Here is a 23104-nt window from a genome sequence, read left to right as displayed (position 1 = left end):
ATACCTGACATTAAATTATGTACCGATCCCCTACCCCCAGATGATCAAGGCGTGGAAAGATTTCAGCCTGGAGTGCATCCGGTGCTGGTTGGCGGACAGCCTGGCGACTCGGTTTGCGAAAGAGAGGCGAATTAAGAAATATTCCTCGGCGCAGAGCGGCGAAACCTCTCTTAGGTATCACTGGCGAGGCGCAAAAACAACATAAAATTGATTGTTTATAAAGAGTTTATTAGTCAGTGCGCGAGAGAACAGAAGGCGTCGTGCGGCAGCAATCCCTGGAGTTGGCGGGCCACGACAGGGGATTGCCAATTCCTCATTAAGGAGGCGCGCTTGCAGAATAAAATCCGGGTTTGCACAAAGCAAAAGACCGGCTGGGGAAGCCTCGGGCGGCGAGGGGTCAGGATGGGGTATTGGGCATGCCGGCTCGGGTATTTGACGCTGTCGCCTGGTTATTTTGCGGGGTCGCCGGACCTCGGCAAACTTTCCTGGATTGGTCGCCACCAGGCTTCCAGGTCTGCCAGGGCCCGTTCGGCGAGTCCCAACCGCCGTTCGCTGCGCTTGCGCAGGCGTTTTTCCAGGGGCGGAAACAGGCCGTAGTTGATATTCATCGGCTGAAAGTCGTCGGGGTCGGCGTCGGCCAGATGCGCCAGGAGAGCACCCAAGGCGGTCGTTGCGGGTGGCGGGGGCGTCTGGTTGTCAGGCGCCGCACCGACGAACAAGCCGGCGAGAAAGCCGCTCGCTGCCGATTCCACGTAACCCTCGACACCGGTAATCTGCCCGGCGAAAATCAGGCGCGCATCCTTTTTCAACTGCTGGTGACGGTTCAGGCAGCGCGGTGCGTTGAGAAACGTATTGCGGTGCATGCTGCCCAGGCGGGCGAAGCGGGCAGTTTCCAAACCGGGAATGGTGCGCAGAACGCGGCGCTGTTCGGGATGAGTGAGTTTGGTCTGAAATCCGACCAGGTTGTAGAGGCTGGCGTGCCGATTGTCCTGGCGCAACTGGACCACGGCAAAGGGCTCACGGCCGGTGCGTGGGTCGCTCAAGCCTACCGGTTTCATGGGACCGAAGGCCAGTGTCAGATCACCGCGCGCCGCCATTTCCTCAATGGGCATGCAGCCTTCAAAGTGAATCAGTTTCTCAAAGTTGCGCGTTGGAACTTTTTCGGCGCTGCGCAGTGCTGCGACAAAGGCATGGTATTGGTTTTCGTCGAGGGGACAGTTGAGATAGTCGTCGCTGCCCTTGCCATAGCGCGAGGCGCGCCAGGCTTTGTTCATGTCAATGGAGTCGGCTTCGACGATCGGAGCGATGGCGTCATAAAAATACAGATGCTCGGCACCGGTGAGATGCGCGATTTCTCTGGAAAGGTCTTCGGAGGTGAGGGGGCCGGAGGCGATGATGACCCGACCTTCGGCAGGCACTTCGGTCACTTCCTCGCGCACCAGGGTAATCCGGGGATGGCTGGTGATGCGGGCGCTGATATACGCGCTAAACTCCTCTCGATCCACCGCCAGGGCCCCCCCGGCGGGCACCGCGGTGGCGTCTGCGGCCGCCATGAACAGGGCTCCGCAGCGGCGCAGCTCTTCCTTGAGCAGTCCGACAGCGTTATTCAGAGCCACGCCGCGCAGGCTGTTGGAGCAGACCAGTTCCGCCAGGCCTGGACTCTGGTGGGCGGGGGAATAGCGCTGTGGCTTCATTTCGTAAAGCCGCACCCTCAGACCGCGCTCGGCGGCTTGCCAGGCAGCTTCACAACCGGCAAGGCCGGCGCCGATAATGCTCAGTTGCTCATTCATATCAGGCTCACAGAAAGCAGCAGCGCCGGCGTATTCACAGCCGGCGCTGAAGAGTCAGCTTTAAATCCACATTTTTGTGCGGCGGCAAGACGTCGCAGGGTTTTTAAATCAGCCCTTTTTGTCTTTGGGGGCGGCCTTGGTGGCTTTCGTGGCCTTGGCGGTCTTAGCCGTCTTGGCAGGTTTTGTCGCTTTGGCCGCAGGGTCCTTAGGTACCGGCGGTACCAGGGTTTCTTTCCAGTCACAGGACTCCTGGGGACACTTGTGCACCGTGCCTTCGCGCTTGGTGGTTTTTTCCACGGTCACGGGGAATTTGCACTTGGGACAGGCTTGGGTCAAGGGCAGATCCCACAGGGCATATTTGCATTTTGGATAGCGGTTGCAGGAATAGAAAATTTTGCCATAGCGGCTTTTTTTCTCCATCAACTCGCCCTCTTTGCACTCGGGGCAGGTGATGCCCAGCGCTTTGGGCTTGACCAGGGGCTGGATGTTCTTGCAGGCCGGATACGCCGAGCAGGCGAGAAACTTGCCGTAGCGACCTTCCTTGATGAGCATGGGGGCCTGGCACTTGTCGCACTTCTGGTCGGAGAGCACCGGCTCTTCTTTTTCTTCGGTGCCCAGGGGCTCGGTGTGGCGGCAGTCGGGGAAGCCCGAACACGCGAGAAATTTGCCCGCACGGCCAAGCTTGACCACCAGCTCCTTGCCGCATTCAGGGCAGATGCGATCGGTTTTTTCGGTGGTTACATCGGCCTTGGAGACTTCCTGCTCCTTTTGTTTGAGCAGGGCGATAAAGGGCTCCCAGAATTCGCGGATGGCGGGCCGCCACTGATGTTCGCCGCGGGATATGGCGTCGAGTTCTTCCTCCATTTCCGCGGTAAAGGCATAGTCGACATAGCGCGGGAAGTGCTGGGTGAGCAGATCGCTGACCACCATGCCCACGTCCTCGGGAAAGAAGGTGCGCTTTTCCAGGCGCACGTACTTGCGCGTAACCAGGGTGTTCATGATGCTGGCGTAGGTGGAGGGGCGACCGATGCCGTATTCTTCGAGAGTCTTGACCAGGCTCGCCTCGGTGTAGCGCGGCGGCGGCTGGGTGAAGTGCTGCTCGGGGAGGATTTCCTCGCGCGTCAGCGCCTCGCCTTCGCTGAGGGCGGGCAGGGTTCCCTCTTTTTCCTCCTCGCTGTCGTCGGTGCCTTCGATGTAGAGCTTCATGAAACCGGGGAAGCGAATCACCTGGCCCGAGGCGCGAAACATGAAGCGCTCGCCGGCGGCGATGTCGACGGAGGTGCTGTCGAGAATCGCGGCCGCCATCTGCGAGGCAACGGTACGCATCCAGATCAGGCGGTAAAGACGGTACTGGTCGGAGGTGAGAAAGGGCTTGACCTTCTCCGGGGTGTTGGCGACGTTGGTCGGGCGCACCGCTTCATGAGCTTCCTGGGCGTTTTTCGCGCGACTGCGGAACACCCGGGGTTTGGACAGGGCGTAGTCCGTGCCGTAAAGCTGGGTGATGACGTCGCGGGCCTGACCGGTGGCCTCATCGGAGAGGGCTACCGAGTCGGTTCGCATATAGGTGATCAGACCGACCGCACCTTCTCCGATGTCGACCCCTTCGTAGAGCTTCTGCGCGGTGCTCATGGTTTTGCGCGCCGAGTAGCCCAGCTTGCGGCTGGCCTCCTGCTGCAAGGTGCTGGTGGTGAACGGTGGCGCGGGATTGCGTTTTTTCTCGCTTTGAGTGACTTTCTGCACGGCAAAGTCGCAGGCGGCGATCTGCTTGACGAGATCCAGGGCCTGCGGCTCCGCGCCGATGGCGAACTTGTCGAGACGCTGACCGTCGAGGCTGTGCAGGCGTGCTTTGAAATTGGTCCGCTTTGCCGCTGCGGTGGGCGCCAGGAGTGCGTCAATGGTCCAGTATTCCTGCGCCGTGAAAGCCTGGATTTCTTTCTCGCGTTCACAGACCAGGCGCAAGGCCACGGATTGAACGCGGCCCGCCGAGAGGCCGTAGCGAATTTTTTTCCACAGAAAGGGAGAAAGGTTGAATCCCACCAAATAATCGAGAACGGCACGGGCCTGTTGCGCATCCACCAGTTCAGTGGCGACCCGGCGCGGATTGTCCATGGCCTTTTTTACGGCATTCTTGGTGATTTCGTGAAAGACCACGCGCTTGACCCGCGGCTTGTTGCCATCCTCGGTCAGGCCCAGCGCTTCCAGAAGATGCCAAGCGATGGCTTCACCTTCACGGTCGGGGTCAGTGGCAAGGATGAGTTCTTCGCTTTTTTCGACCTCTTTCTTCAACCCATCAATGTGCCGGCGACTCTCAGGCAGCACCTGGTATTTGGGTTCGAAGTCCTGGCTGATGTCCACCGATCCCTGTTTGCTCGGCATCGCGCGCACATGCCCGTAAGAGGCCATAACCTTGTAGCCGGGACCAAGGAATTTTTCGATGGTTTTAGCTTTGGCGGGAGATTCGACAATGACCAGATGTTTTGCCATAGGTTCCTCGCTGCCCGCACGGTTTTGAGGCATGCCGGGTCAGAAACGAAAAAGGCTGCAGGAAATCCTGCAGCCTGCTGATTTTCAATGATAAAGAGCTGACCAGTCGTCGTCCAGAATGCAGTCGACCTCTTTGCGCCACTGCTGCTGAGCGCGGGAAAAAAGAGCGAGAATCGCGATGTGCTTGATCTCCTTGAGACCCACCTCATCCTCACCGGTGGACATGGCTCGCTCGATGATTTCCTCTTCCACATTGTCATCGACAATGCCCAGGCTGCGCAACCGCACGAGAAAGCCGCGCGCTTCCAGGGACAACATCAGACTCTCGCGCAGGGTAAAGACGCGCTGACTGGTAACTCCCAGGCTGGGCAGGGAGGGTTCCAGCGGCTCCAGGGTCTGATTCTCCATCCAGGAAAAGGCTGCGTCGATCTCATCGACCTCAAAGCCGATATCCAGCAGTTCCTGAACGATTTCATTTTCATTCGTCAGCAGGTCGTTCTCTTCGAGGATAAACTGCGTAATGATGCTGACAATGGCCAGAACCCTGTCTCTCAAAAAACCTCCTCTGGGAACCAAACCCCGGATTCATCCAGGACGAATGCGCTGATAATGCATTCCGGGCAACTGTCTGACGCCCCCCTGAAGTTCCAAGTGCAGTAAAATAGCGGAAACCTCCATGGGAGTCAACCCACTTTTCCGGACGATTTCATCGATGTGCAGGGCGTTTGTGTCCATGGGCTCCAATACCTGGAGAGCCTCCTTGGAAAGCTCCGGCAGGGGTGCAGGCGCCGCAGCCGGAGCGCCCAAAGCGCTGCGCGCCAGGTCCGACCAGAGCAGATCGAGGATGTCGCGCGCCTCGGTAACCAGATGTGCGCCCTCCTTGAGCAGCGTATTTGAGCCGGTACAGGAGGCGCCGTAGGGCGCGCCGGGCAGGGCGAACACTTCGCGGCCCTGTTCCAGGGCAAAATCGGCGGTGATCAGGGAACCACTGCCGACGGCGGCCTCGGCCACCAGCACACCCAGCGCCAAACCACTCACGATGCGGTTGCGTCCCGGAAAGTTGCCCGCCAGGGGCGGGGTGCCGGGAGCGTATTCGGAAATCAGCGTGCCCTGGGTGGCGATCTGATGAAAGAGTTTCCGGTTTTCTGGAGGGTAGATGCGGTCAATGCCGCAGCCCAGCACCGCAACGGTCGCGCCCCCCGCATCAAGCGCGCCGAGATGGGCGGCGGTGTCGATGCCCCGTGCCAGCCCCGAGATGATGCAGACGCCGTGGCCTGCCAGATCGCGGGCAATCTCACGTACCATCTGACGACTTTCCGCGCCGGCGCGGCGCGCGCCTACCACTGCGAGTCCCGGCGCCGGAGGCCAGTGGCCGCGCACGTAAAGCAGCGCCGGCGGATCGGGGATGCCGGCGAGCAGGGGCGGAAAATCCGCGTCCCACAGGCTCACCAGCCGCACGCCGTCCTGCGCGAGTTTGGCGGCCGTGGCGGCCAAATTCGGATCATCCTCCGCGGGAATCGCCGTCGCCAGTTTTGGCGACAGGCCGCCGCGTGCCAGGCGCGCGGGCGTGGTATCGGCAAGAATTGCCTCAAGGGAGCCGAAAACCTGATGCAGGCGTCGCAAAGCTTTTCGACCCAGGCGTGGCGTGAGGTGCAGGCGCAGCCAGCCCAACTCTTGTGAAGAAAGATTGTCCCGATGCATGGCCAAGGAGAAATAAAGGGGTGGGCGCGTGCCCACCCCCCAAGTTGAACGGTTACAATGTTGAATGTGCGGCTCGAATCAGCTTTACTTTCCCCACTTGCGCTGAATGCGTTCGACGGCCGCTACCACGTTTTCGCGATCGCCGAAAGCGGACAGGCGGAAATAGCCTTCGCCGCTGGGGCCGAAGCCGCTGCCCGGCGTGCCGACCACGTGACATTCATTGAGCAGCTTGTCGAAAAAATCCCAGCTGCTCATGCCCTCGGGGGTCTTGAGCCAGATGTAGGGAGCGTTGACGCCGCCGTAGCAGGTGATGCCCGCGGCCTGGAGACCCTCACGGATGATGCGCGCGTTTTCCATGTAGTAGTCGATGACATCCTTGGTCTGGCGCCAGCCTTGCTCGGAGTAAACCGCCTGCGCGGCTTTCTGCACCGGGTAGGACACGCCGTTGAATTTGGTCGACTGGCGGCGGTTCCACAGCTTGTTGAGAGCGACTTTCTCACCCTTGGAGGTGGTGGCCATGACCGCTTCCGGAACCACCGTCAGGGCGCAACGCACGCCCGTGAACCCGGCGGTTTTGGAGAAGGAGCGGAACTCGATCGCACATTTTTTCGCGCCTTCGATTTCATAAATGGAATGCGGGATGCCGGGTTCGGTAATGAAGGCCTCGTAAGCGGCGTCGAAAAAGATGATGGCGTCGTTGGCGTTGGCGTAATCCACCCACTTTTTCAACTCGGCTTTGTCGGCGACGGTGCCGGTGGGATTGTTGGGAAAGCACAAGTAGATGATGTCGACCTTTCCCTTGGGCAGGTCGGGGGTGAAATTGTTTTCTTCGGTACAGGGCAGATAGACGATGCCCTCATAGTAGCCCTTGTCGTCGGCTTCGCCGGTACGTCCGACCATGACGTTGGTGTCGTTGTACACCGGGTAAACGGGATCGCCGATAGCCACTTTGTTGGACAGGTCGAAGATGTCGAGGATGTTGGCGCAGTCACACTTGGAGCCGTCGGAAATGAATACTTCCGAGGTCTTGAGCTCGACTCCCAAGGGGCGATAGGCCTTGTCGATGATGGTTTCAATAAGCCAATCGTAGCCCTGCTCAGGGCCATAACCCATGAAGGTTTCCGGACGGGTCAGATCGTCAATGGCCTTGTGAAAGGCATCCACCACCGCCGGAACCAGAGGGCGGGTAACATCGCCGATGCCCAGGCGGATCACCTTGGCGTCGGGGTTGGCCTGAGTGAATTCCTTGATGCGGCGGCCGATTTCGGGAAACAGGTAGCCGGCTTTGAGTTTCAGGTAGTTGTCGTTGAGACGTGCCAATGTAACCTCCGTATGTTGAAGAAAATAGGGACGCGGAACGCGTGACGCGGGATGAGTAGGCCAGTTTTTCGCGTTCCTCGTTCCGCGTCCCGCGTTCCAGGTTTTGGCTTATTTCAGGCCCAGGACATCCTGCATGTCGTAGAGCCCAGGCGTCTTGCCGTCCAGCCAGTGAGCGGCACGCACCGAGCCGCGGGCGAACATGTCGCGGCTCATGGCGCGATGGGTGATTTCGATGCGCTCGCCCATGCCGATGAAATAGACCGTGTGCTCGCCGACGATGTCGCCGCCACGCACCGTCTGCATGCCGATCTCCTCATGGGTGCGCTCACCGGTCATGCCTTCACGATGAAACACCGCGCATTCATTGTAGTCGCGACCCAGAGCGTCGGCCACCACTTCGCCCATGCGCACCGCAGTGCCGCTGGGCGCATCCTTTTTCTTGTTGTGGTGCAGCTCGACAATCTCTACGTCAAAGCCGTCGCCAAGAATCTGCACCGCCTCCTTGAGCAGTTTGAAGCAGGCATTGACGCCGACGCTCATGTTGGGCGCCAGCACCACCGGTATTTTCCGGGCCAGGCGCGCCACCCCTTCGCGCTGATCGGGAGTGAAGCCGGTGGAGCCGATGACCATCTTGCAGCCCAGGCGCGCGCAGATTTCCAGGTTTTTCAGGGTGACCTCGGGAAAGGTGAAGTCAATGAGCACATCGGCCCCGGACAGAACCTGCTCCAGGTCATCGCTGATGTTCACTCCCAGGGGGCCGCAGCCGGCCACCAGGCCGGCATCCTGTCCGACCATGGCGTGCCCGGGACGCTCGGCGGCTCCGGCCAGTTCCAGCCCCTCGGCTTCCTTGATGGCGGTGATGATGCGCCCGCCCATGCGTCCGGCGGCCCCGGTAACGGCAATTTTGATCATGTATAAGTCCTTTTCTATTTCTCCGATGCGCCGTACACACGCAGCGCGCACTTTGCGCCGGAGAAACCTCAGTGCTCGACGGCTCTGCGAGAAACGGTTTTTGTAACTGTTCAGCATGCACCGCAGGGTGAGGCGGCATCGCGGGAGGCAAAAACTCACCTGCGGCTCAAACATTTGCCGCAGCGCTCAACCGCCGCATCCTGCGGTACTGTCGGACGTTGCAGCTGAACAGTTACCCGGTTTTTAAATCAGCTTGTGCTTTTTCAGCACGGTTTTGAGTTTTTCCAGGTTGGCCGCGCCCAGTTCACACAAGGGCAGGCGCACCTGCGCCGCACATTTGCCCATGAGTTCGAGCGAAGTTTTGACCGGAACCGGATTGGCGTCGATGAACATGGCCTTGTGTAAATCGAGAAGTTCCAGATGCAGGCGGCGCGCCTGCTCCCAGTCGCCGGCGAAAAAGGCCGTGACCATGGCCTTGACCTGGGCAGGGACGATATTTGCGGACACCGAGATCACGCCCTTGCCACCACAGGCCAGCATCGGGAAGGTAAGAAAATCATCGCCCGAGAGCACGTCGATCTTGTCGCCGGCGCGCGCAAGAATTTCACTCACCTGGGTCAGGTCGCCCGCAGCTTCCTTGATGGCGACGATGTTTGGGATCTCCGCCAGGCGCACGGTCGTCTCGGCCGTCATGTTGACGCCGGTGCGCCCCGGTACGTTGTACAGAACCTGCGGCAGGGCCACCGCCTCGGCAATGGCTTTGTAATGCCGGTAGATGCCCTCCTGCGAAGGTTTGTTGTAATAGGGGCAGACCAGCAGCAGGCCGTCGGCTCCCATGTCCTTGGCATTCTTCGACAGCCCGATGGCCTCGGTGGTGGAGTTGGCGCCGGTCCCGGCAATCACCGGGACGCGTTTGTTGACCTGCTCGATGCAGACCTGGATGACGCGTGCGTGCTCATCGAAGTCAAGCGTCGCCGACTCCCCGGTCGTGCCGCAGGGAATGATGGCGTCGGTGCCGCTTGCGATCTGAAAATCGATAAGCTGTCGATAGGTTTCTTCGTCAAAACTGCCATCGGCCTTGAACGGCGTGACGATGGCGACCATGGAACCTTTGAACATAATGTCCTCCTCCCGGAAATGCTTGCGTCCCGGTCAGCAAAAAACACTGGCCGGCAGGCACCCAAGCATAAAGAAATACACCTGTCCCGTCACAGCCATGCGGGAATGGATTCGCCGCGCACCAGATCCTCGACCTTTTCCCGCTCGCGGATCACGACGAACTTATCGCCGTTGACCAGCACCTCGGCAGCACGCGGACGCGTGTTGTAGTTGCTACTCATGGTGAAGCCGTAAGCGCCCGCGGACATGAAGGCCATGAGGTCATTCTGCTTGAACATTGGAACGCTGCGTTCTTTGATCAGAAAGTCTCCGGTTTCGCAGATGGGACCGACGATATCGGCCGGAATCATGCCGTCCTGGTCCTTGACCACCGGCTGCACACCGTGAAAGCTGCCGTAGAGAGCAGGGCGAGCCAGATCGTTCATGCCTGCATCGATGATGATGAAGTTCTTTTCGTCGCGCTCTTTGGTGTAGAGGCATTTGGCCACCAGCACACCGGCGTTGCCGGCGATGTTGCGCCCCGGTTCAAAAATCAGGTGCAGGCCGAGATCCTTGGTTTCTGCCTTGATAGCGCTGCCGTAATCGGCGGGCAGGGGCGGATCCTCGGCGTCATACTGGATGCCGAGACCACCGCCGAGATCAAGATATTTCAGGTTGATGCCGAGTGCCTTGAGTTCACCGATCAGCTCTTTGAGTTTGCGGATTGAATCAACGAAAGGCTCAACTTTGGTCAACTGGCTGCCGATGTGGCAGTCGATGCCGAGAATTTCGAGATTCTCCATGTCACGCGCGCGCTTGTATTCCTCGACGGCACGATCCATGGTAATGCCGAACTTGGCTTTTTTCAGGCCGGTGGTGATATAGGGGTGGGTCTGCGGATCAACATCGGGGTTGACGCGCAGGGCGATGCCCGCTTTCTTGCCGAGTCGTCCGGCGATTTCATTCAACCGATCGATTTCCTGCTCGGATTCGACGTTGAACATGAGGATGCCGGTGTTGAGAGCATATTCGATCTCGTCGTCGCGCTTGCCCACCCCGGAGTAAACCACCTTCTTGGGATCCACCCCCGCTTGCAGGGCGCGGTAGAGTTCGCCGCCGGAGACGATGTCGACGCCGCCGCCCATGCGGATGATGGTCTTGAGAATCGCCAGGTTGGAGTTGGCCTTGACTGAGTAGCAGATGGTATGCGGCGCACCGGCAAAGGCTTCGTCGAAGGCCTTGAAGTGGCGCTCCAGGGTGGCCTGGGAATACACATAGACGGGGCTGCCCACTTGGGCGACGATGTCGCGCAGGGCGACGTCTTCGGCGTAGAGTTCATTGCCTTTGTACTGAAAATGATGCATAGGGATCGATCCTCCTGAGGTGGATGAGAATACGGGTGCGGCGCCTGAATAAACCAAAATAACTAACATACCCGAAGGGATAAGTCAAAAGCAGCCTCGCTTCGAGGTCAGCGACCGGCCTTGGGAACGACACTGATTTCCTCTGAGCGGCTCGAGAAAATGCGGCGGTCTTCCACCACCATGACCGTGCGCAATGCGTAGCTGTAGACCTGATCGTTAGCCACGGAAAAATCCTCGAACTGCGCTGCGCTGAGCGGCTCACGCGTCAGGGGCTGCGGGGAATAGGGCGCGTCGCCGCTGCGCCGATAAAGGTGATAGCCGAGCAACTCGGCCTCTTCCGGCAGGCTGGTGACAGGTGCCCAACTCAAGCGCACCAGGCGGTCGTGGCCGGCGGCCGACAGCCCAACGGGCGGCGCGGGCGGTTCACCGAGGATCAGGTGGCTGCGGGCGGCAGCGCCGGGACGGCCTTTGTGATTGACGGGCAGGATGCGGTAAAGGTAGCCGCTGCCGAGGGCGGCGCACGTGTCGAACCAGAACAATCGTTCGTCAAGCCGGCTGCCTGACGGCAGGTAATCGAGATCAAGTTCGGCCACCAAAGGTGCCTGTTCCTCGCGGCATTCCGGACAGGGGTCTTCGGGATGAAAGGTCAGGCGATAAATGCGAAAGCCGGCGAGGTCAACCAGGGGAGAGTCGTCCTGGTTGACTCTGGGGAGATCCCAGGAAAGCAAAATACTTTCCCCCTTCTGCTCGGCGCTGAAATTCGGTGGCGCGGCGGGGCTGAGTTCGGCCAAGGGCCGCACCGGACCTCTCTTGCCGCAGGCGCCGAGGGAAAGTCCGAGGGCGGCCAGCAGGAGCAGAATGGGGAAAGGCCTGCGAACAAAAAATCTCATCTTAAAAAATCCTCCCATGCCCGACCGTATGGCGTTTTCCCTGCGGTACTCTCGGACGTTGCCGCTGAATAGTTACTTTTTTTCAGGGTTGGGCCTGGCGCTCCTCACGGGCCCGCTTGATTTCGCGCGTTACCGCTTGGCGCGCGGTGCCGCCTGTGGCGCGGCGGGCGTTAACCGAGGCTTCGAGGGTAACGTAGTCGTAGATGTCGGCTTCGATGAGCGGCGAAAACTGTTGGAACTCCTCCAGGGTCAGCTCAGGGATATCCTTGCCCTGCTCGATACAGTAGCGCACCGTCTTGCCCACCACTTCATGAGCCTGGCGAAAGGGCAAACCCTTGCGCACCACATAGTCGGCGACGTCGGTGGCGGTGGAGAACCCGCGTGCCGCGGCGATGCGCATGGGCTCGGCCTTAACCCGCATCTGCGCGATCATGTCGGCAAAAATCTTGAGGCTGCCCTTGACCGTGTCGATGGTGTCGAACAGCGGCTCCTTATCTTCCTGCATGTCTTTGTTGTAGGCCAGGGGCAGGGCTTTCATCAGGGTCAGCAGGCTGATCAGATTGCCGTAGACGCGCCCGGTCTTGCCGCGCACCAGTTCGGGAACGTCGGGATTTTTCTTCTGTGGCATGATCGAGCTGCCGGTGCAGAAAGCGTCCGTCAGCTCGATGAAGTTGAAATCAGCCGAAGACCACAGGATCAGCTCCTCCGAGAGACGCGAGAGGTGCATCATGAGAATCGCGGCGGCAGAGCAGAATTCGAGGGCGAAATCGCGGTCGGAGACCGAATCGAGACTGTTGCGCGTCACCCCGTCAAAGCCGAGTTGTTCGGCGACGTACTCCCGGTCGATGGGAAAGGTGGTTCCTGCCAGGGCGCCGGCGCCGAGGGGCAATTCGTTGAGCCGTTTGGCGACATCGGCAAGACGTCCCGCGTCGCGCCGGAACATTTCATAATAGGCCAGCATGTGGTGGGCGAAAAGCACCGGCTGGGCGGTTTGCAGGTGGGTATAACCGGGCATGATGACGGCGAGGTTGGCTTCGGCCTGCCCGAGTGCCGCGTCCTGCAGGCTGTCAAGATAGCGTGCGATGGCCTTGAGCTCATCGCGCAGGTAAAGGCGAACGTCAAGGGCCACCTGGTCGTTACGTGAACGAGCGGTGTGCAGCTTGCCCCCAACGGGGCCGATGCGCTCAATGAGGCGCGATTCGATGTTCATGTGGATGTCTTCAAGGCTGACCTTGAATTCAAACCGGCCCGCCTCGATTTCGGCGAGAATTTCTTCGAGGCCGGCGATGATCTGCTCGGCTTCGGTTTGAGCGATGATGTTTTGCCGGGCCAGCATGCGCGCATGAGCGATGGAACCCTGAATGTCGTAGCGGTACATGCGCTGGTCAAAGGTGATGGAGGCGGTGAATTCTTCGACGAACTTGTCGGTGGGCTGGCTGAAGCGTCCGCCCCAGAGTTTATCCTGTGCCATGGACTCGATGTCTCCCTGTCGGTGGATTGCGGGTCAATAGTTGGGTGTCGCGGGTTACTTGGTGCCGTTCGGGGCCGGAGTAAGGGGGCAAGCGGCGGCCTTTTCCCTGATATCGCCAAGGGGTTGCAGGTCGGTATCCTCAAGGCGTGTCCAGCCCAATTTCCCCGCGAGGCGGTAAATGCCATGCACCTTGAGGGGAAAGCGGGTGGTGCGGGGATCAAGTTCGTGAAACAGCGGCAGGTTGACATAATAAAGGCGGGTGTCGGCGCCAAAACGCAGCCGGCAGACCGGCAGCCCGTCGAAATCGTCGCTGGCGAATTCAGGATAGCTGACCGGCAGAATCTTGTGGCTCTTGTGAATAATGACCGATGAATGGCCGAAGCTGTAGTCGCCTTTGACGCTGAGCCCGCTGGTTTCGTTGGAGGTATTGGCAAACACCGTGACCGTGTCGCGCACCCCGGGGGTGTAGGCCAGATATTCGCCGTAAAAGCCGTTGACCACGTCGCGAAAGGCCTGATGCTCGGGCTTGGGATTGCATTGCAGAACCGCCAGCAGGTCCAGGCGCTGGCGGGTGCGGAAGAACAGATCGTTGGCCCTCTCGATCACCGTGTTGATGTTGGACTGGTAGAGATCGCGGTAGATGTAATCAAGGCAGATCATGGCCATGAAGTTGAAGCCGACCGGCGTACAGCGTAGCAGGGGAAAGGCCTTGCCGCGATAGAGGTCGTGAAAGGGGTCGATGGTTTCCTCGGCCACCATGGGATGGCTTTTGGCCTGCAGGAAAACCCGCAGGCGCCCGTCCGTCTCCTTGACCGCGATCACCGCCCAGTTGACCGGCAGCTGCTCGATGTCGCCCGCATCGCTGTCTTTCAGAACCGAGGCCAGAACCTCTTGGTTGTCGGCTCGGTAGTCTTCAAGAAGAGCGCGGTATTCGTGCAGGCGAATGTGCTCGACGCCGAACATGGTGATGGTGTTGGGGCGGAAGTGGCGATCGATAAAGGTCAGAGCTTCGCCCACATGCGCTGCGGGCATGGAGGATTCCGGCAGCATGAGAAAGTGCAGTTTCTTGAGGTTTCCCGGACCTTCGGCGGCGAGTTCGAGAATCGAGCGAATGCGCTCCCATTGCGGCTGGGGATCGGTCAGTTTGCAGGCAAAGCTCGACAACCCCAAGCTGTTGGGAATCTGCGCGATGAGACAATGCAGATGGTGCCCGAGGGGAAATTCGACGTTGATCTGCTGGTCGACGATCTGAAACATGCGCTCAGTTCTGGCTGGAGGATGTGAGTTGCCCGCCGGGAAGTTCCTCGTTCAGGTCAAGATCGGCGGGACGTGGCTGCTCCCAGGGCAGATCGGGGAACACCTGGGTGAGGATGTGGCGGCCACCCGGCGGCAGGGCCATTTTCGGCAAACAGTTCTTGAGGGCCCAGATGGCTTCGGTGCATTCGTCGCCGTTGGGTGAAAGCTCAAGGCTTAAAGGCACGGCGCGGTAGTAAAGAATGACGAAATGATCCTTACGGTCGCCGACATCGATGTGTTCAAAGACATCGATGAGGCCCTCAACGTGGATCTCGATGCCCACTTCCTCGCGCACCTCGCGGTGCAACGCCGCCAGAATCGACTCGCCATGATCGATTTTGCCGCCGGGCATGACCCACAGGCTGCAGAAAGGCTCGATGCAGCGCCGCGTCAGCAGCACGCGTTCGTTCTCGTCGATGACGCAAGCGACGACGGAGGTTTTGATGGCCTGTTGTTTTTTGAATTCCATAAAAGTCGGAATGCGGGACGCGGGGCGAGAAAGGCAAAACGGCCCTTCGCGCTCCGCGTCCCGGATTTCGCGTTATTTGGTTTTCGCCAGTCTTTGGATGGCGGCGATGCGCAGACGCAGGGCATTGAGCTTGATGAAGCCTTCAGCGTCGGCCTGGTTGTAGACTTCGTCCGCCTCGAAAGTGGCGAAGTCGACGTTGAACAGGCTGTCAGTGTCCGACTGGCGGCCGACCACTCGGCAATGGCCCTTGTAGAGCTTGATGCGCGCCTTGCCGTTGACGGTCTTCTGCGATTCGTCGATGAGGGCCTGGAGTACCTTGCGCTCGGGGGCAAACCAGTAGCCGTTGTAGATCATCTCGGCGTAGCGCGGCACCAGCGAATCGCGCAGGTGCATGACTTCGCGGTCCATGGTGATGGATTCCACCGCGCGGTGGGCCTCCTCGAGAATGGTTCCGCCGGGGGTTTCATAGACGCCGCGGCTCTTCATGCCGACATAGCGGTTCTCCATGAGGTCGACGCGGCCGATGCCGTGCTTGCCGCCCAATTCATTGAGCTTGGCCAGGAGCTTGGCGGGCGAGAGTCGCTCACCGTTGACCGCTACGGCATCGCCCTTTTCAAAGTCGATTTCGACATATTCCGGCTGATCCGGGGCATCCTCGGGACGAACGGTGAGTACATACATTTCCTCCGGGGCCTCGGCCCAGGGATTTTCGAGAATGTCGCCCTCGAAGGAGATGTGCAGCAGGTTGCGGTCCGAACTCCAGGGAAATTTCTTGCTGGTCGGCACGGGAATGCCGTGCTTGCGCGCATATTCCTCCAAGGCGGTGCGGCTCTTGAGATCCCACTCGCGCCAGGGAGCTATGACCTTGATCGCCGGATCGAAATGGTAGTAGGCCAGCTCGAAGCGCACCTGATCGTTGCCCTTGCCGGTGGCGCCATGGGAGACGGAGTCGGCCCCTTCCTGGGCGGCAATGTCCATTTGCGCCTTGGCGATGAGCGGCCGGGCGATGGAGGTGCCGAGAAAATAGCGACCTTCATAGATGGCATTGGCGCGGAACATGGGGAAAACGAAATCGCGGGCGAATTCTTCTTTGAGGTCGAGGATGTGGCAGGTTGAAGCCCCGGTTTTTTTGGCTTTTTCCGGAATGTTGTCAAGTTCCTCGCCTTGCCCGAGGTCGGCGGAATAGGCAATGACTTCACAACCGTATTCCTCAACCAGCCATTTGAGAATGATCGAGGTGTCAAGACCCCCTGAATAAGCCAGAACGACCTTGTTGACGCTTCCCTTTTTGGACATGAATAAGTCTCCTGAGGTTGAAATAAGACGGCGAAAGAAAAAGGCCCGCCCTCCTTAAGCCTAAAGTTTGATGACGTAGGTCGTGGCCAGGCGATCGTGCAGTCCCTGCTTTTGAGCGTCGAAGGCCACCATGAGAAAGCCCAGGCCAAAAAGAATTCCTGAAATGAACTTGCCGACCACTTCCCGGACGAAGGCACGCATAAATCCTACCGAGGCGCCGTCATGGCGGATGACCTGAATGCGCAAGGCCATCTTGCCGGGCGTCTGTCCGCAGTAGCCGGTGAAAAACACTTTGTAGGTCTGCCACAGCACAAAGTTGAACAGGGCCAGGGTCAGCACCAACAAGTGGGTGGTTTCGCTGCCGGGGCCAAAGGTTAGCTGTCCGGCCCAGCCAAGAAAGCCGCCTAACACCATCTGCACCAGGCTGATGAGCATTCCGTCGATAAGGGCCGCCACGCCGCGCATCCAGAAGCCCGCTTTGGGGCGCAGCGCGCGATTGTCCGTGTCCGGCGCGGCGCTTTCTGTAAGCTTAACAGCTTTGAGCGAGGATTCTTCGTTGCCGGTGTTTTCGCCCGTTTGCACCGAGGCGCCCGGATAGGAAAATACCGCCGTGCAGCGGGGACATTTCACGCGCGCCGCGCGCGCGGGCAGGCGCTCCTGCGGAATGTCGCGGCTCAAGCCGCACTCGGGACAGGTCAGTGTCATGGTCCCTCTGCTATTGCATCAGAGTGGCCAGAATGGCTTTTTGCACGTGCAGACGGTTTTCCGCTTCATCGAACACAATGGAGTGCGGCCCCTCGATAACCTCGTCGGTGATTTCCTCATTGCGATGAGCGGGCAGACAGTGCATGACCAGGCAGTCTGCGGCTGCGGTCTTCAGCAGTTCGGTGTTGATCTGGTAGCCCTGGAAGGCTATTTCGCGCTCCTTCTGCTCGGCTTCCTGTCCCATGCTCGCCCACACATCGGTGTTGAGAACGTGGGCGCCGCGCGCCGCCTCCCGGGGGCTGTTGGTGTAGCTGATGCGCGCCCCCATCTTGCGGGCCCGCTCCATGACTGTGCCGTCGGGGCGGTAGGTGTCGGGCGTGGCCACCCGCAGTTCGAAGCCGAACACAGCGGCCGCATTGATCCACGAATTGGCCATATTGTTGCCGTCACCGATCCAGCAGTAGTTCAGCTCGCGCCAGTTGGCGCGATGTTCGCTGACGGTGAACAGATCGGCCATCACCTGGCAGGGGTGGTAGAGATCGGTGAGGCCGTTGACCACCGGCACACTGCTGCACGCGGCGAATTCTTCAACAACGCTTTGGGAAAAGGTGCGGATCATGACCCCGTCGACATAGCGCGCCATACAGCGCGCCGTGTCCTTGATGGGCTCGCCACGTCCCATCTGGGTATTTCCCGAGGACAAAAACAAGGCGTGGCCGCCCAACTGAAACATGCCGACCTCAAAAGACACGCGGGTGCGCGTCGAACTCTTCTCGAAAAGCATCCCGAGGGTCTTGCCCTTGAGCAGGTGATGCTCCTCGCCACGCTTCTGCTTGGCCTTGAGCTCCCGGGTCAGACCGAAAATCTGTTCCAGTTCATCCCGACTCCAGTCGGTCAGGCAAAGAAAGTCTTTTTTCACGATCTAACTCCTCAAACTCTTTTGCACCGCAGAGTTCGCCGAGAGATTTCTTTTCCCAGGTTTTCTCAGCGTACTCGGCGCTGTCTGCGGTGAGAGATTTTTTAGATTTCCCGCAAGACGCCGTCGAGGATATCCAGTGCCTCGTCGATTTCTTCCCGGGTCACGATCAGCGGCGGCAGAAAGCGCAGAATCTTGCCCATGGTGCAGTTGAGCAACAGGCCGCGCTCCAGGCATTGCTTCACGATGTCGCCACCTTCAATGGAGAGTTCCATGCCGTAAATGAGGCCGCGTCCGCGCACCTCGACGACGAAGGCATAGCGCTTCTTGAACTCTGCGAGTCGCTCTGCCAGATAAGCGCCCATGGCCCGGCAGTTGTCGAGGACGCCGTCTTCGAGGAGGGTCGTCATGGCCGCGATGCCGGCGGCGGTCATCAGGGGATTGCCGCCGAAGGTCGAACCGTGGGTGCCGGGACCCAGGCTGTCGACAAATTTTTCCCGGTAAATCATGGCACCGATGGGCGGCCCCCCCGCCAGGGCTTTGGCCAGGGTCATGATGTCGGGTTCGACCCCTTCCTGCTCGTAGGCAAAAAGGCTGCCGGTGCGGCCGCAGCCGACCTGCACTTCGTCAAACACCAGCAGTAGCCCTTTTTCATCGCAAAGTTCCCGCACGGCCTGCAGATAGCCTGCAGGCGGCAGGTTGACTCCACCTTCCCCCTGGACCGGCTCGAGCATGACGGCACAGGTATTGGGCGAGATTGCGGCGCGCAGGGCGTGAATGTCGCCGAAAGGCACATATTTGAAACCCGGCACCACCGGTTCAAAGCCGACTCGGACCTTGTCCTGGCCGGTGGCGGCGATGGTGCCGATGGTGCGGCCGTGAAAGGAGGCCAGGGCGGTGATCACCTCGAAGCGGTTTTCTCCATGGGCCTCACGGCTGTATTTGCGCACCAGTTTCATGGCCGCTTCGTTGGCCTCCGCCCCCGAATTGCAGAAGAATACCCGGTCGCCAAAGGAATGGCGACAGAGAATTTCGGCCAGTTCAATCTGCGCCGGGATATGGAAATAGTTGGAAACATGCAGCAATTGCGCGGCCTGCTCCTGCAGGGCCTTGACCACCTTGGGGTGGCAGTGGCCGAGGTTGTTGACTGCGACGCCGGCGAGAAAATCAAGGTAGCTCTTGCCGTCCACGTCCCATAGCCGGCAGCCTTTGCCGCGCGCCGCCACCAGAGGGTAGCGACCGTAGGTTCTGGCGATATGCCGGTCGGCTCTTTCGATCCATTGCGCGGAATTATTCATTTTGCGAACCTCGCCACGGCGGTTCCGACGCCCTGATCGGTGAAGATTTCCAGCAGGCAGGCGTGTTCCATGCGACCGTCGATGATATGAGCCTTGTGGACGCCTTCTTCGACGGCATCAACGCAGCAGTTGAGCTTGGGGATCATGCCTCCGGTGATGGTGCCGTTGTTGATCAGGTCGGGCACGCGATCTATGTCGATGGTTGAAATAAGCCGCCCGTCCCGATCCTTGACGCCCTCCACATCGGTAAGCAGGATGAGTTTTTCGGCGCGCAGGGCGCCGGCGATGCGACCCGCAACCAGGTCGGCGTTGATGTTGTAAGTCTCGCCGCTGAGGCCGACGCCGATAGGAGCGATGACGGGAATGAAATTGCTTTTTTCCAGTGCTTCGATGATGGAAGGATTGACGCTCTCGACCTCGCCGACGTGCCCGATGTCGATGATCTCCGGAGTCAGGGTGTCGGGGTTGATCTGGGTCATCTCCATTTTGCGCGCGATGATCAGGCGGCCGTCCTTGCCGGTGAGACCCACCGCCTTGCCGCCGTGGCGGTTGATGTTGTTGACGATTTCCTTGTTGACCTGGCCGCCGAGAACCATTTCTACGACGTCCATGGTTTCGCGATCAGTGACCCGCATGCCCTGCACAAAATGCGACTCTTTGCCCAGCGCCGCGAGCAGCTTGCCGATCTGCGGCCCGCCGCCGTGCACCACGACGGGGTTGAGACCGATGAACTTCATGAGGATGATATCCTGGGCGAAGCTCTCCTTAAGGTGCTCCTCAACCATGGCGTTGCCGCCATATTTGATGACGATGGTGGCACCGGAGAAGCGCTTGATCCAGGGCAGGGCTTCAAGCAGAACGTTGGCTTTGGCGATGAGTTCCTGCATGTCGGGCAATCCGTGGCTTGTGGTTGGGGTGTGGGGGCAAGGCATGCCTGGCCCGGGCGCGACGCATGCCTTGCTTAGGGCGACGCATGCGTTACTTAGGGCGACGCATGCGTCGCCCCTACAGAATATATCTGGACAGATCCTCGTCCTTGACGATGTCCGCCAGTTTGTCCTGCACATACGCGGCGTCGATGGTCACCTGTTTGGTGCCCAGTTCAGGGGCGCGAAAGGAGAGATCCTCAAGCATCTTCTCCAGAATGGTATGCAGGCGCCGCGCGCCGATGTTCTCCGTCCGCTCATTGACGACCTGGGCGGTGCGGGCGATCTCGCGCACGGCATCCTCGGCAATGATCAGCTCGACCCCTTCGGTGGCCATGAGCGCGATATACTGGCGGGTCAGAGCGTTTTTCGGCTCACTCAGAATGCGCACGAATTCCGCCTCGCCGAGGCTTTCCAGTTCGACGCGGATGGGAAAGCGCCCTTGAAGTTCGGGAATCAGGTCCGAGGGTTTACTCATATGAAAGGCACCGGCGGCGATGAACAGCACATGGTCGGTGCGCACCGGGCCGCACTTGGTGTTGACCGTGCTGCCCTCGACAATGGGCAGAATGTCGCGCTGCACACCTTCACGTGAGACGTCGGGGCCGCGTCCGTGCTCGGCACTTGCGATCTTGTCAATCTCGTCGATAAAAATGATGCCGTTTTGTTCGACGCGTTCCTTGGCCAGGGTTTTGACCTTGTCCATGTCGACCAGACGCTCGGCTTCGCTTTCGATGAGCAGCTCGCGCGCTTCGGAAACCGGCACCCGGCGCCGTTTGCTTTTTTTCGGGAAGAGATTGCCGAACATCTCCTTGAAGCTCGACCCCAGCTCCTCCATGCCTTGTGGCGTGAAAACTTCCATATTCGGTGCTTTGGACACCTGAATGTCGATTTCGACCAGCCGATTATCGAGTTCGCCCATGCGCAGCTTGCGGCGTAGTTTGTCGCGGGTGGTCTCGCGGCCTTCGGCCTCAGTGGTCTGCAGAGCCGCGCTCTCTCCGGGCAGCAGCAGATCGAGGATGCGCTCTTCGGCCAGATCTTCGGCCTTGAGGCGTACTTTGCCCGCTTCTTCCTCGCGGATCATAATGATGGCCAGATCGACCAGGTCGCGCACCATGCTCTCCACATCGCGGCCGACGTAGCCGACCTCGGTGAATTTGCTGGCTTCGACCTTGATGAAGGGCGCCTGGGCGAGTTTGGCCAGGCGGCGGGCGATTTCGGTTTTGCCGACTCCGGTGGGGCCGATCATGATGATGTTTTTCGGAGCGATTTCATCGCGCAGTTCTTCGGGTACCTGTTGGCGACGCCAGCGGTTGCGCAGGGCGACGGCTACGGCACGCTTGGCAGCGTTCTGCCCGACGATGTAGCGGTCGAGTTCAGAAACGATTTCTCTTGGGGTGAAATTGTTCACGACAGAGTCTCCAGTTTGATCTGGTCGTTGGTATATATACAGATATCGGCAGCAATACGCATGGCCTTCTCGGCGATTTCACCAGCGCTCAACGCCGAATTTTCCGCCAGGGCGCGGGCCGCGGCCAGAGCATAGGGGCCGCCCGAGCCGATGGCGGCGATGCCGTCGTCAGGCTCGATGACGTCCCCGGCACCGGAAATCACCAGTGTCGCCTCGCGGTCGGCGACCACCAGCAGTGCCTCAAGGCGGCGCAACACACGGTCGGTGCGCCAGTCTTTGGCCAGAGCCACCGCCGCGCGCGTCAGATTGCCGCGAAACTCCTGTAATTTTCCTTCAAATTTTTCAAAAAGGGTGAAGGCGTCGGCGGCGCTGCCGGCAAATCCGGCAAGGACCTTGCCGTCATTCATGGTGCGGATTTTGCGCGCGGTATGCTTCATCACCGTGTTGCCGAAGCTCACCTGGCCGTCGCCGGCCAGTGCCACCGTGCCGTCCTTGCGCACACAGAGAATGGTGGTTGCGTGAAACATGAAACCTCCCGGATGAAAAAAAGCGGCCCAGCCGCGGAAAAATATCGAGAATATAGCACAGGGATCTGATGATACAAAGAAAAATGCCGTAATGCAGCTATGCGCGGGGCAGGGACAGGACGGCTGTCGTGCCCACCCCGGATTCGCTCTCGAGAATGAGCTTGCCGCCGAGGTTCTGCACGAAACTGCGCGCGTAGAACAGTCCGAGGCCGAAGCCGCGCACCTGGCCGCTATGGGCCGGGTCGATCTGATAGAATTTCTCGAAGACGCGCGCTCGTTCCTCCGGGGCGATGCCCGCCCCCGTGTCGCGGATCTTAAGGCGCACGGCCTCAGGGATGATTTCGCCCGCGAGGGTAACCTGGCCGCCTAGCGGCGTAAATTTGATGGCATTGTCGAGCAGGGCATGAAGAATAAAGGCGAGCTGCTCGCGGTCCGTCAGGATGAGGGGCAGGTCTGCGGGCAGGTGCAGATCGAGGCTGATGTTTCTGGCTGCTGCACGGGGGTAGATATCCTTGACGGATTGACGGCAGACCGCGCTGGGGTCGACCTGTGCGAGGCGGGGCGGCCCTTCGCGCAGAATCACCTCGCTGAAGAAAAGCAGATCCTGAATCAGGCTTTCGAGGTAGGTTGATTCTTCAAGGATCATTTTCAGGGTTTGCTGAAACCCCTGATCCTGAGGATCGCCGATGCCCTGCACAAGGTTCTGGATAAACAGGGATATAGCGGTGGTCGGGGTCTTGAGCTTGTGAGAGACGAGACCGAGGAACTCTGTTTTGAGCCGATCCATGCGCTTGAGGTTATGCAACTCTTCGCGCAGTGCCTTTTTCTCCAGAACCCGATCGATGGTCGTGCGCAACTGCAACAGGTTGATCGGCTTGCTGATAAAATCGTCGGCGTCGGCCTTGAGGGCCCGCAGGATGACATCCTTGTCGGCAAAGCCGGTCATGATCACTACCGGTTGAGCGGGATCTTCTTCCTTGATCTTTTTCAGCAGATCAAGCCCGTCCATGACCGGCATCATGACATCGGTGAGAACGACATCGATCGCTTCGCGCCCCAGAATTTCGAGAGCTTCCTCGCCGCTTGCGGCCTCCAGGATCCGGTGGTTTTTAATGACCTTGGCGCAGAGCTCCCGAATAATGGCTTCGTCGTCAACCACCAGCACCGTGCGGCCCTGCATTTCCTGTCGCAGTCCGGGTTCTCCCCGCATTTCGAGTTGCACTCCGGCCT

Annotated in this window: 20 protein-coding genes; all 20 read right to left on the bottom strand. The window is 59.7% G+C overall.

The window, feature by feature from the left end; genetic code table 11:
- Nucleotides 1–449: 449 nt before the first annotated feature.
- Nucleotides 450–1790 (bottom strand): methylenetetrahydrofolate--tRNA-(uracil(54)-C(5))-methyltransferase (FADH(2)-oxidizing) TrmFO, encoded by a 1341-nt coding sequence (gene trmFO, locus GFER_RS11800; RefSeq protein ID WP_040099860.1) that lies wholly within the window; start codon nucleotides 1788–1790, stop codon nucleotides 450–452.
- 108 nt (nucleotides 1791–1898) lie between these two features.
- The gene (gene topA, locus GFER_RS11795) at nucleotides 1899–4274 is read right to left on the bottom strand and encodes a type I DNA topoisomerase (protein WP_052446355.1); all 2376 of its coding nucleotides are present in this window, start codon (nucleotides 4272–4274) and stop codon (nucleotides 1899–1901) included.
- Between the two features lie 84 nt (nucleotides 4275–4358).
- Nucleotides 4359–4829: a DUF494 family protein gene (locus tag GFER_RS11790; RefSeq protein ID WP_040099858.1), complete on the bottom strand. Its 471-nt coding sequence runs from the start codon at nucleotides 4827–4829 to the stop codon at nucleotides 4359–4361.
- A 30-nt stretch (nucleotides 4830–4859) separates the two neighbouring features.
- Nucleotides 4860–6011, bottom strand: coding sequence for a DNA-processing protein DprA (gene dprA / locus GFER_RS11785; RefSeq protein ID WP_139171916.1), 1152 nt, complete (start codon nucleotides 6009–6011; stop codon nucleotides 4860–4862).
- Nucleotides 6012–6059: 48 nt separating this feature from the next.
- Nucleotides 6060–7295, bottom strand: a complete 1236-nt coding sequence (locus tag GFER_RS11780) for an LL-diaminopimelate aminotransferase (RefSeq protein ID WP_040099853.1) — start codon at nucleotides 7293–7295, stop codon at nucleotides 6060–6062.
- A gap of 108 nt (nucleotides 7296–7403) precedes the next feature.
- A complete protein-coding gene (gene dapB, locus GFER_RS11775; RefSeq protein ID WP_040099851.1) occupies nucleotides 7404–8207 on the bottom strand; it encodes a 4-hydroxy-tetrahydrodipicolinate reductase in 804 nt (267 codons plus the stop codon).
- A gap of 243 nt (nucleotides 8208–8450) precedes the next feature.
- On the bottom strand, nucleotides 8451–9326 hold the full coding sequence (dapA, locus tag GFER_RS11770; RefSeq protein ID WP_040099849.1) for a 4-hydroxy-tetrahydrodipicolinate synthase: 876 nt from the start codon (nucleotides 9324–9326) through the stop codon (nucleotides 8451–8453).
- 89 nt (nucleotides 9327–9415) lie between these two features.
- Entirely contained in the window at nucleotides 9416–10669 is a 1254-nt protein-coding gene (gene lysA / locus GFER_RS11765; RefSeq protein ID WP_040099847.1) for a diaminopimelate decarboxylase, read from the bottom strand.
- A gap of 107 nt (nucleotides 10670–10776) precedes the next feature.
- Entirely contained in the window at nucleotides 10777–11559 is a 783-nt protein-coding gene (locus tag GFER_RS11760; protein WP_040099845.1) for a fibronectin type III domain-containing protein, read from the bottom strand.
- Between the two features lie 82 nt (nucleotides 11560–11641).
- Nucleotides 11642–13030, bottom strand: a complete 1389-nt coding sequence (gene argH, locus GFER_RS11755) for an argininosuccinate lyase (protein WP_040099842.1) — start codon at nucleotides 13028–13030, stop codon at nucleotides 11642–11644.
- Nucleotides 13031–13084: 54 nt separating this feature from the next.
- Nucleotides 13085–14287: a hypothetical protein gene (locus GFER_RS11750; RefSeq protein WP_052446336.1), complete on the bottom strand. Its 1203-nt coding sequence runs from the start codon at nucleotides 14285–14287 to the stop codon at nucleotides 13085–13087.
- A 4-nt stretch (nucleotides 14288–14291) separates the two neighbouring features.
- A complete protein-coding gene (locus GFER_RS11745; protein ID WP_040099840.1) occupies nucleotides 14292–14795 on the bottom strand; it encodes an NUDIX domain-containing protein in 504 nt (167 codons plus the stop codon).
- A gap of 72 nt (nucleotides 14796–14867) precedes the next feature.
- Nucleotides 14868–16091, bottom strand: a complete 1224-nt coding sequence (locus tag GFER_RS11740; protein WP_040099839.1) for an argininosuccinate synthase — start codon at nucleotides 16089–16091, stop codon at nucleotides 14868–14870.
- Between the two features lie 60 nt (nucleotides 16092–16151).
- A complete protein-coding gene (locus GFER_RS17780; RefSeq protein WP_052446335.1) occupies nucleotides 16152–16796 on the bottom strand; it encodes an RDD family protein in 645 nt (214 codons plus the stop codon).
- A 10-nt stretch (nucleotides 16797–16806) separates the two neighbouring features.
- The gene (gene argF / locus GFER_RS11730) at nucleotides 16807–17715 is read right to left on the bottom strand and encodes an ornithine carbamoyltransferase (RefSeq protein WP_040099838.1); all 909 of its coding nucleotides are present in this window, start codon (nucleotides 17713–17715) and stop codon (nucleotides 16807–16809) included.
- 101 nt (nucleotides 17716–17816) lie between these two features.
- On the bottom strand, nucleotides 17817–19010 hold the full coding sequence (locus GFER_RS11725; protein ID WP_040099836.1) for an acetylornithine transaminase: 1194 nt from the start codon (nucleotides 19008–19010) through the stop codon (nucleotides 17817–17819).
- Nucleotides 19007–19897, bottom strand: a complete 891-nt coding sequence (gene argB / locus GFER_RS11720; RefSeq protein WP_040099834.1) for an acetylglutamate kinase — start codon at nucleotides 19895–19897, stop codon at nucleotides 19007–19009. The genes GFER_RS11725 and argB overlap by 4 nt, the downstream gene beginning before the upstream one ends.
- A 118-nt stretch (nucleotides 19898–20015) precedes the next feature.
- Nucleotides 20016–21347 carry an ATP-dependent protease ATPase subunit HslU gene (gene hslU / locus GFER_RS11715; protein ID WP_040099833.1) on the bottom strand — a complete coding sequence of 444 codons (1332 nt, stop codon included), beginning with the start codon at nucleotides 21345–21347 and terminating at the stop codon, nucleotides 20016–20018.
- On the bottom strand, nucleotides 21344–21874 hold the full coding sequence (gene hslV, locus GFER_RS11710; protein ID WP_040099831.1) for an ATP-dependent protease subunit HslV: 531 nt from the start codon (nucleotides 21872–21874) through the stop codon (nucleotides 21344–21346). Before hslV ends, hslU begins: the two co-directional genes overlap by 4 nt.
- A gap of 97 nt (nucleotides 21875–21971) precedes the next feature.
- Nucleotides 21972–23096, bottom strand: coding sequence for a hybrid sensor histidine kinase/response regulator (locus GFER_RS11705; protein WP_235264082.1), 1125 nt, complete (start codon nucleotides 23094–23096; stop codon nucleotides 21972–21974).
- Between the last annotated feature and the right edge of the window lie 8 nt (nucleotides 23097–23104).

This window comes from Geoalkalibacter ferrihydriticus DSM 17813, assembly GCF_000820505.1.
GTDB classification, from domain to species: domain Bacteria; phylum Desulfobacterota; class Desulfuromonadia; order Desulfuromonadales; family Geoalkalibacteraceae; genus Geoalkalibacter; species Geoalkalibacter ferrihydriticus.
Note: the sequence above shows the minus strand (reverse complement) of the source record. Positions and strands in the feature narration are given on the sequence as shown.